At 70.5% G+C, this 10611-nt stretch carries 8 protein-coding genes and 1 pseudogene; 2 read left to right on the top strand and 7 right to left on the bottom strand.

Annotated elements, in window-relative coordinates:
• Positions 1-936 (top strand): winged helix-turn-helix domain-containing protein (locus L0P92_RS37155; protein ID WP_234767478.1); only part of this gene is annotated, 936 nt, incomplete at its 5' end.
• A gap of 16 nt (positions 937-952) precedes the next feature.
• Here L0P92_RS37155 and L0P92_RS37150 read toward each other — a convergent pair.
• From L0P92_RS37150 to mtnA, 7 genes are all read right to left on the bottom strand, one after another.
• On the bottom strand, positions 953-1699 hold the full coding sequence (locus L0P92_RS37150) for a response regulator (RefSeq protein WP_030951627.1): 747 nt from the start codon (positions 1697-1699) through the stop codon (positions 953-955).
• A gap of 201 nt (positions 1700-1900) precedes the next feature.
• Positions 1901-2593 carry a ribosome hibernation-promoting factor, HPF/YfiA family gene (gene hpf / locus L0P92_RS37145; protein ID WP_372497391.1) on the bottom strand — a complete coding sequence of 231 codons (693 nt, stop codon included), beginning with the start codon at positions 2591-2593 and terminating at the stop codon, positions 1901-1903.
• 316 nt (positions 2594-2909) lie between these two features.
• Entirely contained in the window at positions 2910-3935 is a 1026-nt protein-coding gene (locus L0P92_RS37140; protein WP_234767476.1) for a ComF family protein, read from the bottom strand.
• A gap of 399 nt (positions 3936-4334) precedes the next feature.
• Entirely contained in the window at positions 4335-6176 is a 1842-nt protein-coding gene (locus tag L0P92_RS37135) for an LpqB family beta-propeller domain-containing protein (RefSeq protein WP_234767475.1), read from the bottom strand.
• Complete coding sequence (gene mtrB / locus L0P92_RS37130; RefSeq protein WP_234767474.1) at positions 6166-8250, bottom strand: MtrAB system histidine kinase MtrB; 2085 nt, start codon at positions 8248-8250, stop codon at positions 6166-6168. The genes L0P92_RS37135 and mtrB overlap by 11 nt, the downstream gene beginning before the upstream one ends.
• A gap of 1 nt (position 8251) precedes the next feature.
• Positions 8252-8941 (bottom strand): two-component system response regulator MtrA, encoded by a 690-nt coding sequence (mtrA, locus tag L0P92_RS37125; protein ID WP_187283109.1) that lies wholly within the window; start codon positions 8939-8941, stop codon positions 8252-8254.
• Positions 8942-9101: 160 nt separating this feature from the next.
• On the bottom strand, positions 9102-10253 hold the full coding sequence (gene mtnA / locus L0P92_RS37120) for an S-methyl-5-thioribose-1-phosphate isomerase (RefSeq protein WP_234767473.1): 1152 nt from the start codon (positions 10251-10253) through the stop codon (positions 9102-9104).
• A gap of 140 nt (positions 10254-10393) precedes the next feature.
• On the opposite strand from mtnA, the pseudogene L0P92_RS37115 reads away from it, so the two are divergent.
• Positions 10394-10611: pseudogene (locus L0P92_RS37115) on the top strand (hypothetical protein); the annotation flags it as partial.

Genomic DNA, 10611 nt, shown 5'->3' with positions numbered 1-10611 from the left:
GCCCCCCACGCCTTCGAGTACTGGTCCCACGCCGCCTGCATCCTCCCCATCGAGGAGTGGCCCCACTTCGCCTTCCGCCGCCGCGCCTACCGCAACCGCCCCCACTGGAACCAGGAACTCCCCGACGGCACCTACGCCGAGGTGATCAAACAGCTCCAGTCCGAGGGCCCCCTCACCGCGACCGACCTGGGCGGCGCGAAGAAGACCAGCGACTGGTGGGACTGGTCGGGCACAAAGGTCGCCGTAGAACGCGCCCTGATGTACGGCGAGGTGGTCTGCGTCGAGCGCCGCGGCTGGAAACGCGTCTACGACCTCGCCGAACGCGCCATCCCGGACGCCCTCCTCCACGACGAACTGGATGACACCGAGTGCGTACGCCGCCTGGTCCGCCTGGCCGGCCAGTCCCTCGGGGTGGGCACCCGCGCGGACATCGCCGACTACCACCGTCTCAAGGGCGAACAGGTCGACGCGGTGATCGCCGACTCGGGCCTGGTCCCGGTCACGGTCGAGGGCTGGGGCAAACCGGCCTGGGCCGACCCCGCGGCCCTGGAGACACCCCCGCGCGGCCGCCACCGTACGACCCTGCTGTCCCCGTTCGACTCCCTGATCTGGGAGCGGGCCCGCACGGAGCGGATCTTCGGCTTCACCCACCGCCTGGAGGCCTACGTCCCCAAGCAGAAGCGGGTCTACGGCTACTTTGCGATGCCGGTCCTGTCAGGCGGCCGTCTCGTCGGCCGCGTCGACCCGGCACGCGAGGGCCGCACCCTGGTGGCCAAGCAGTCCGTGCTGAACGGCCCGAAGGCGGTCCCGGCAGTCGCCCAGGCCCTGGTGGAGGCGGCGAGCTGGGTGGACTGCACAGACGTACGAGTGGAGCGGGTCGACGCGCCCGAGCTACGCGAGCCGCTCGCCAAGGAGCTCAGCCGCATCCTGGGGTGACACGCGACGGCCCGCGTCACCGGATCTCGAGGATCTTCTCCCGCATCGCGTACACCACGGCCTCCATCCTGGAGTGCAGCTGCAGCTTCTCCAGGATGTTGCGCACATGGTTCTTCACGGTGTTCTCGGAGATGAACAACTCCTTGGCGATGTCCCGGTTGTTCATCCCCGTGGCGACGAGCTTGAGAACCTCCAGCTCGCGGTCCGTCAGCCGAGGCGCGGGCACGAGCCGCCGCTCGTCCGTGCGCTGGATCATCGACTTGAACTCGGTGAGCAGCTTCGATGCCATGGACGGGCTGATCTGCGACTGCCCGTCGGCCACCGCGCGAATGGCGGTGGCCACCTCGTCCGTGGAGATCTCCTTGAGGAGATATCCGGTCGCGCCTGCCTTGATCGCGTCGTAGAGGTCGGCCTCCTCGTCGCTGATCGTCAGCATGATGATCTTCGCGCTGGGGGCCACCTCCTTGATGGAGGTGCAGGCCTCGATCCCGCCCCGCTTGGGCATCCGCACATCCATCAGAACGATGTCCGGCAGCAGGTCAGCGGCCTTGTCGACGGCTTCCGCACCGTCGCCCGCCTCCCCCACGACCTGGATGTCCTCCTCGGCCGCGAGCACGATCTCCAGTCCACGGCGGAACAGGGCGTGGTCGTCCACGACGAGGACTCTGATCGGCTCCTTGCGTGGAGAGCCCGTGTCCGGGCCCATGCCGACGACATCGCCGTCGGCATCCTCGTCCCGCATCGGTCCGAAGCTGTCCGCCATCGTTCCTCCCCCTGAGGCTGTGGCTGGTCGTTTGCCATCGCCAACCCAAGGCAGCGGCCCACCGGTTGGGCCGGTGCGGCCATGATTTCATGCCCGGCCGACACTACGGTGACGAGCGGGGCGCGAAGTGGTCGCACACCGGTGCCCCTGGGGGCGCACACCGCGCTCCAGGGGCACCGGCTCAGCTGTCAGCCGGGTGGGTCAGCCGCCCAGCGTGCCACCAGCCGCAGGGGACTGCGCCTGGGTGACCATCGGGTCCGTGTTGAGGTGGATGACCCCGTAGTCGTAGGCGTGCCGCCGGTAGACGACACTCGGTTCCTTCGTCTCGGAGTCGACGAAGAGGTAGAAGTCGTGGCCGACCAGTTCCATCTCGTAGAGGGCCTGGTCGAGGGTCATCGGGGAGGCGACGTGCGTCTTCTCGCGCACGATGAGGGGGCCTTCACCCTTGACTTCCAGCGAGCCGATCTTCTTGGTGGGGACGCCGTCGGTCTCTTCTTCCTGGAAGGTGTGGCCATTGCCGTTCAGCGTCGCCGCGCCCGGAACGTGGTCGGGGACCTCGGCCGCCGTGAGTCGGCGTGCGCCTCGGCGCGAGAAACGCTTGTCGTGCTGCTTGCGCAGCCGGGCATCCAGCTTCTCCGCCGCGAGGTCGAGTGCCGCGTACGGATCGCTGGCCGCTGCCTCCGCCCGGATCACCGGACCGCGGGAGCGGAGCGTGATCTCCACTCGATCACTGCGGTCGGCCTGTCGCGGGTTGGGCTCCTTGGACACCTCGACGTCGAGGCTGATCACCTTGGCGTCGAGCCTCTGGATCTTCTCCAGCTTCAGCTTCTCGGCCACGTGCTTGCGGAACCGCTCGGGCACCTCGGTCTTGCGGCCCTTGACGACGATGTCCACGCAGAACTCCGTTCCCGGATCGCTCCGCTCCATCGGCGGAGCATCTCCCTTTTGCACCAGGCTCCGGTGAGTCCCCGGAACCTCGGACTCGGTGACTTCCACCTCCTCCTCCCCCATGGGCAAGATCTCCACCCCATGGCCGCAGGTGATTGCGCAAAACCCGCGGCACGGCATTCGGATATGACGGGGATGGCCTGCGCCTTTCCCTCACAACCGAACATATCTCGCCCGGACGGATGTCGTCACCCTCTACTGCGGCGTACCTCCGTTCAGGTGAATTGAGCCTCTCGTTACCTGCAACGATGCAAGTTCTCAGTCAGTTCCGGTTTATTTCGAAAGAATCCGGCGAAGCAGCGACCACGGCCGCGCAGATCAGGTCACAGACATGTCCGGCACCCATGATTCCCGGCCTCTCCCCTTCCCGCCGCACGGCGCCCTCCGCCGGTCCCGCCGTCCGTTCCTCTGTGCTTTCCCGACTTCCCGCCGGGTACACGGCCGTTGCCCTGTCACCCCTTGCCCCGTGGCCACACGCGTCGCGCTCCGCGGTCACCCATCCATACGCGTCAACCTCCCCCGCCGTTCTGTCGTATCCCCTCCTTTCCCGCGCCTCCTCCACCATGGCCGCCCGCACGGCACGCGCCGCCTCGGCCAGAGACGCGCCCGTCGTCATCAGGTCGTCGACGAGCACGACCGGCCCCCCACCGGCGAGCAGCCGTGCTCCACCGGGAGCCACCGTCAACGCGCCCGCCAGATTGTCCAGCCGCTGCCGGGAGTTGAGCCCCGACTGATCGGCCACCCCACGCCCCTGCCGCAGCACGGCGAGCACCCGCGCCGGCGTCCCGGCCCGCCGCAACTCACCCGCGGCCGCCAGCGCGATCCGCCGCGCCGGATCATGCCCCCGCGCCCGCACCGCCCCACGACCCGACGGAACCGGCACCAGCAGCACAGGCGCACGACCACTCTCGATCCTCCGAGCCCCATCGGCCCGTACCTGACCGCCCCGGGACCGCACAGCCCGCCCCGACGCTCCGCTGCCGTACGCGCAGGCCTCCCGCAGCCCCGCCCGCACAGCCCCCGCCAGAGCCGTCCCGAGCGGCGCCGCGAGTGCCAGCGCGCCGCGCTCCTTGTGGGCCAGCAGCACTGCCCGCGCCTCGTCCACGTACCGCGCCGCCGCGTGCACGACCGGCAGCCCGGGCGGCTCCGGCACCGGTCGCACCCGGCTCGGTCCGGTCCCGCTCAGGACGGCACGGCACTCCGGGCAGAGCACCGTGCGAGGCCTTCCGCAGCCTCCGCACTCAGCCGGCAGCACCAGGTCGGTGAGGTCCTGCCACCACCCCCGCATGCCCACCACTGTGCCAACACCCGCGCCGACCGACCACCCCTGTGGATAACTCCCTGTGGAAAACTCCGGCCCCCTCACGCAGGCCGCTCCCGCCCCGGAACCGAGCCGGATGCCAACGCACCGCCAAGCCGGATCACCAGCCATCGCCGAGCCGGATCACAGCGACCCCGGCCGGTTCACCAGCCACCGCCGAGTCGGTTCACCAGCCGCCCCTGAACCGAACTCCCGTCCCCCGACGGCCGTATCCACCCACGACCAGGCGCCGGACCTCCACGCACCAAAAAGGCGGCCACCCCCAACCGGAGTCACCCTCCGGCCAGAAGCAGCCGCCACACTCGCCGCCTCGAATCCAACGCCGCCCCGAACCGCAAGGCACCCCGATCCCGACCCCGGCCGACCTCACCCGGGATAGACCGGCGCCGTCCCGTCCGTCGCGACCTTCTGCCACTGCGCCCCGGAGGGCAGCCGCACGATCCCGTCCTCGGAGTAGCCGATCAGCGGCAGCCGTGCGTCCTCGGAGGCGGTGATCTCCTTCACGCCGCTCAGAGCGGCGGGCGCCGGCCCTTCCGGCGTGGAACCGTCGACCTGCACGTACCGCATCGTCTGCACGCCGCCCTGCTCACGCCCGACCACGACAAGCCGGCTGTCACCGGCCCACGACATGGCCGTGACCTCCTCCAACTCGGGCGTCGCCGATCGCAGTTCGTGCACCGAGACAGCCGAGCGCTCCGCCTCCTTGCCGTCCTCGGCGCGTTCGATCCGCCCGATGAGCAGCGACGACTTCTCGCCCTGCTTCACCACGAGCGCGATCCGCACCCCGTCGGCGGCCACCCGCACGGACTCGATGCGCCCCTCCAGCCCAGGCGGCGTCTTCACGACCAGGGGATCGCCCACGCCCTCCTTCAGCAGGAGCAGCCGCGGGTTGCGGGGATCGCGGTCGGCCACCCAGAGGTCACCCTGGGCGTCCCAGCTGGGCGCCGTCAGCCGCTCCTCCGCCGACGGGCCCGCGCTGGTCAGCTCCGGCTCGCCGAGCGGACCGCCGGACACCAGCGCCCCGACGTACAGGTTCTTGCCATCCACGCCGACCCCGGCAGCCATGTCCTCGTCACGCGACACCGCCACCGACTTCAGCTGCGTCTCGCCCTCGCCGAGGGCACCGGGCACGGGATCGGGGTCCGTGTCGTTGGTGGCGGCGGCCAGCCGGACGAGCCGGTGCTTGTCATCGAGGAAGTACAGGTAGGTGGCGCGCTCCACGGACCCGCGCGCGGCAACCTCCTCCGCCTGGTCCTCCCTGAGCGCGCACAGCTGCCTGTCCCCCGCCTCCAGCTGGACCTCGTCCACCGTGGGAGTCACGTTCTGGAGCGTGAACAGCAGCTGGGCAGCCATCTCGTTGCACTGGCTCAATCCGACCCGGGCCGCCTTGTCGTTCAGCGGCACGGTGAGCCTGTTCTGGTCGTTGGGCGTCAGCGTGGTGTCGTCGTTCTTCAGCGCCGTACCGGTGGGGAAGCTCGTCCTGGCCACCGGGTCGAGCCAGCTGGTGGGCCCCTTGAGGAGGGATCGGACCATCTGCGTCATGGGGTCCACGTTCCTGCGCACGAAGACGGGATCGGCGACGGCCGCCGTGTGCGGGGAGGTCCCGAGCTGGGTGTTCGTGGCGAAGTAGTACTTGTCCACGGACATGTAGTTGCGCTGGAAGTCCGACTTGCCCATGACGACACCGCGCGGCGGCACGTCGATGCGCCACTGCTTCGACTTCTTCTCCCGGGTGAGGTGCATCGGCTCGCTGTAGTCGCCGCCGGCAGGCGCGTACGACTGCTGTGCGTCGACCGTGGCGACCTTGGTGCCGGTCAGTGTGTAGGAGAGGCTGTCGGTCTCCTCACGGCCCCCCAGGTGCTCGACGTCGACGCCGGGCCCGTCGGCCAGCACCGTGGTGGCCTGCCGGGGCAGCCACTTGCGCGCGGCCTCGGCGGTCAGGTACTTGCGCGCGGTCTCGTAGTCCGGATCGTCGCTGGTCAGCGCCTCAAGGAAGCCCGAAACGATCTCCGATGACGAGGCGTCCTCGCGGGGCGGCATGGCGAAGACCCGCACCTGCGTGTCCTGGCGTGGCGTGGACTCGACGCCCCGCAGATCGCCGCTGTCGGGCATGGAGGCACACCCGGCCAGCAGTACGACGCCACAGGCGGCGTATGCCACCGTGCGCCCCGGCGTGCGCCGCGCGCGCCCCTCGCGGTCAGCGCCCACGCGATGCCTCCCCATGCTTGCTCGACTCCCCGTCCTGCCCGGCTTCCTCGCTCGAACGCTCTTCCGCACCGGGCGGCCCGGCTATGTCTTCCTGGCGCCGCGCACCCGACGCGGGCCGGGGAACCACCCGCGCGCCGTTGCCGGGCAGCGCCGTCGGGTCGGCCTTGGGCACCGCGCCGCCGTGCCGCGACGGGATCGGGTCCCTGGTCGGCATCACGGACACCTGGTCGCCCGAGGTCTGAGCCGGCACCGTCGCGACCTTCTCACCGCCCCCGCTCGGCAGACCGGCGTCATTAAGTCCGCGATTGCGGCGCGAGTCCTTGGGTTCCAGGGGTATCGGCGAGCCCCGCAGCGGCTCGTCCGCGGTTCGCGGCAGCGTGAGCCGGAACTGCGAACCGCCGCCCGGCTCGCCCCACGCCTGGAGCCAGCCGCCGTGCAGCCGCGCGTCCTCCAGCGCGATGGACAGCCCCAGCCCCGTACCGCCGGTGGTACGCGCGCGTGCCGGGTCCGCCCGCCAGAAGCGGCTGAAGACCCGGGTCGCCTCACCGGGCTTGAGCCCGACGCCGTAGTCGCGCACCGCGACGGCGACCGCCCCGCCCGCCGAGGCGAGCTTGACCACGACGTCCTTGCCCTCGCCGTGCTCGACGGCGTTGACGACGAGGTTGCGCAGCACGCGCTCGACGCGGCGGGCGTCGGCCTCGGCGACGATGGGCTGCTGATCGCCGACGACGCGTATCTGGGTGCCCTTGCGCTCCGCGAGCGGCTCGGCCCCGCTGACCACGCGCCGCACGACCTCCCTGAGGTCGATCGGCTCGGCCTCCAGCGCCGCCGCGCCCGCGTCGAACCGGCTGATCTCCAGCAGATCGGCGAGCAGCGACTCGAACCGGTCCAGCTGGTCGGCCAGCAGCTCCGCCGACCGCGCGGTCACCGGGTCGAAGTCCTCCCGCGCCTCATGGATGACGTCGGCGGCCATCCGTACGGTCGTCAGCGGCGTCCGCAGCTCGTGCGACACGTCGGACACGAACCGCCGCTGCATCCGCGATAGGTCCTCCAACTGCTGGATCTTCAGCTGGAGGTTCTGCGCCATCTTGTTGAAGGCCTCGCCGAGCCGCGCGATGTCGTCCTCGCCGGTGACCTTCATCCGCTCCTGGAGCCGCCCGGCCGACAGCCGCTCGGCGATCCCTGCCGCCATCCGCACCGGCGTGACCACCTGGCGCACCACGAGCCAGGCGATGGCCCCGAGGAGGACGACGACGAACAGCCCGGCGGTGGCGAGCGTGCCCTTGACCAGGCTCAGCGACTTCTCCTCCTGAGTGAGCGGGAAGAGGTAGTAGAGCTGGTACGGGTTGTTGTTGGGGTCGTTGACCTGCTTGCCGATGACCAGGGCCGGCTGGGGATCCTTGTGGGCGGTGGGGTGGTACACGATGCGCGTGTAGCTCTGGAAGACCCCCGTGTTGCTGTCGATCCGCTCGCGCAGGTCCTCGGGAACGCTGTCCGTCGGGATCACCCTGCCGGAGGCACGTGGGCCCCGCCCACCGGTGTCTCCGCCCGCGGAGGCCGGGAGCGTCACCACCTCGAAGGCTCCCTGCCCGCCGCTGGAGAGCGAGGTGACGAGGTCACTCATCCACTGGATGACGTTCTGCTCGGCATGTTCGTCCCCGGCCGCGCCGTCGTCGGCGGTCCCGGCCGCAGCCTCGTCGGCGTTCTGCTTGGCCGCCGCGAACCCGCCGGTGGCCTGGCTCTGCGAGGCCTTCACCTTGGCGTCCAGCAGGCCGTTGCGCACCTGCCCGATGACGACGAAGCCCAGCAGCAGGACGACGCCGAGCGACATCAGCAGCGTGGTGACGACGACCTTGAGCTGGATGTTGCGTCGCCACAACCGCATGACGGGCAGCAGCGGCCGGCGCACCCAGCGCAGCACGAGCCGAAGGACCGGGCTGCCCTGGACTCCGCCCTGCAGCAGCCCGCCCTCGAGGAACCGTCCCCAGCGGGAGCCCGCCTTCTTCCGGCCGACAGGCCGCTCCGGACGGGCCCCGGTCCGACCGGGGGCCGCAGCGGCACTGTCCCGGGACATGTCAGCTCGGCCCTGCCTTGTAACCGACTCCCCGTACGGTCACCACGATCTCCGGCCGCTCAGGGTCCTTCTCGACCTTGGAACGCAGCCGCTGCACATGCACGTTCACCAGCCGGGTGTCGGCCGCGTGCCGGTAGCCCCACACCTGCTCCAGGAGCACCTCGCGCGTGAACACCTGCCACGGCTTGCGGGCCAGCGCGACCAGCAGATCGAACTCCAGCGGCGTCAGCGCGATCGACTGCCCGTCCCGCTTCACGGAGTGACCGGCCACGTCGATGACGAGGTCACCGATGGCGAGCTGCTCGGGCGCCGGCTCCTCGGACCGCCGCAGCCGCGCCCGGATCCGGGCGACGAGCTCCTTCGGCTTGAACGGCTTCACGATGTAGTCATCGGCGCCGGACTCCAGGCCCACGACGACATCGACGGTGTCGCTCTTGGCCGTCAGCATCACGATCGGTACCCCGGACTCGGCCCTGATCAGGCGGCACACCTCGATGCCGTCCCGACCGGGCAGCATCAGATCGAGCAGCACCAGATCGGGCTTGGCCTCCCGGAACGCGGCCAGCGCCTTGTCGCCGTCGGCTACGAAAGACGGCTCAAAACCTTCACCACGCAGCACGATGCCGAGCATCTCGGCCAGTGCGGTGTCGTCGTCGACGACAAGGACTCGTCCCTTCATAAACGACATCATCCCATTCTCATAACAGTGACGAAGGCTCAGGTGAGATAGGTCACCGGCCAGTGACCTTAGTCGTACGCCGTCACCACTGTCTGCCCTCGGCCGTATCACAGGGCGTGATGATTGCGGGGCTTTGCCCCACTCCGCACGACCTGTGAATCCGGTATCCGCCTCAGAACGTCTGCGTGACTTGCCGCGACCTGGCACACAGTTCGGCCAGCGCCTCACCCGTCACAGGCGACACGACCCCCTCCTCGGTGACGATCGCCGTCACCAGCTCGGGCGGGGTCACATCGAAAGCCGGGTTGTACGCCTGGGTCCCCAGCGGAGCCACCGGAATCCCGCCCCCCGGTTCCCCACCCGCCACCGGCACCTGCGGCGCCGCGATCTCGGTCACCTCGAACCCCGGACGCTGCTCCACCTCGATGGACGCCCCGTCCGCCGTCTCCAGATCGACCGTCGTCAGCGGTGCCACCACGATGAACGGCACATGGTGATACCGCGCGAGCACCGCGAGCGGATAACTCCCCACCTTGTTCGCCACCGAGCCGTCGGCCGCGATCCGGTCCGCCCCGATCAGCACCGCGTCCACCTCGCCTGCCGCGAACAGGGAACCCGCCGCGTTGTCCGTGAGCAAGGTGTACGCCATGCCGTTGCGCGCCGCCTCGTACGCCGTCAGACGGGCCCCTTGCAGCAACGGCCGCGTCTCGTCCACCCACAGCCGCCGCAGCTGCCCGGCCCGGTGCGCCGCGAGCGCCACCGCGAACGCCGTGCCCTCACCACCCGACACCAGCGCGCCGGTATTGCAGTGGGTGAGGACGCGGTGACCACCGCCGGGCAGCAGCTCGTCCAGCAGCGCCAAGCCCCGCGCGGCCATCCGCGCACTGGCCTCGGCGTCCTCCTCGTGCAGCGCCCGCGCCGCACCCAGCGCCGCAGCGGCCGCCCGCTCCGCGTCCCCGCTCCTGGCGAGCTCGGCCCGGTACGCGGCCTGAGCCCTGCGCACGCCCACGGCGAGGTTCACCGCCGTGGGCCGGGCACCCGCCAGCGCTTCCGCGGCGTCATCGACGTCGAAGCCCCGCGCGGCGGCGAGCGCGACACCGTACGCCCCTGCGATCCCGAGCAACGGCGCCCCGCGCACGGCAAGCGAACGGATCGCCTCGACCAGCACGGGCGCGTCCGTACAGACCAGCTCAACCTCCTCGGCCGGCAGTCTCGTCTGATCGAGAAGGACCAGTACGGGACCTTCGGGTGGTTCGTCCCACCGGATCGCCGGAATCTCCTTCGGCCTGCCGTCCTCGCCGGATTGCACGTACTGATCAGCCATGCGGTCAGTCTGCCCCTTGTCCGACGGACAATTGAAGGTGTCCAGCCCATACCGCGGCCGGTACGTCCCCGACCACCCCATGGCACGATGGCAGCCAACCTGCCGCCGCGACCGCGGACGGGCACCGTGAAGGAGCGACGATGAAAGACACGCCGGGCTGGGCCTCGCCCGGATCCGCCGCGTCCGACGGACAGGAACCCGGCGCGTCCGGCCCTGCCGAGCCCACAGACCGTCCCGACCCCGCGCAGCAGCCGGGAACGGACCCACAGGACTCCGGCCCGAAGTGGTCCAAGGACCAGCCGCCCCCCGGCCAGTGGTCCGCCCCGACAGCGCCCCAGGCGCCCGGCCAGACCCCGCC

Origin of the sequence: Streptomyces muensis, assembly GCF_021474425.1 — a bacterium.
In the GTDB taxonomy this organism is placed as follows: domain Bacteria; phylum Actinomycetota; class Actinomycetes; order Streptomycetales; family Streptomycetaceae; genus Streptomyces; species Streptomyces muensis.
Note: the sequence above shows the minus strand (reverse complement) of the source record. Positions and strands in the feature narration are given on the sequence as shown.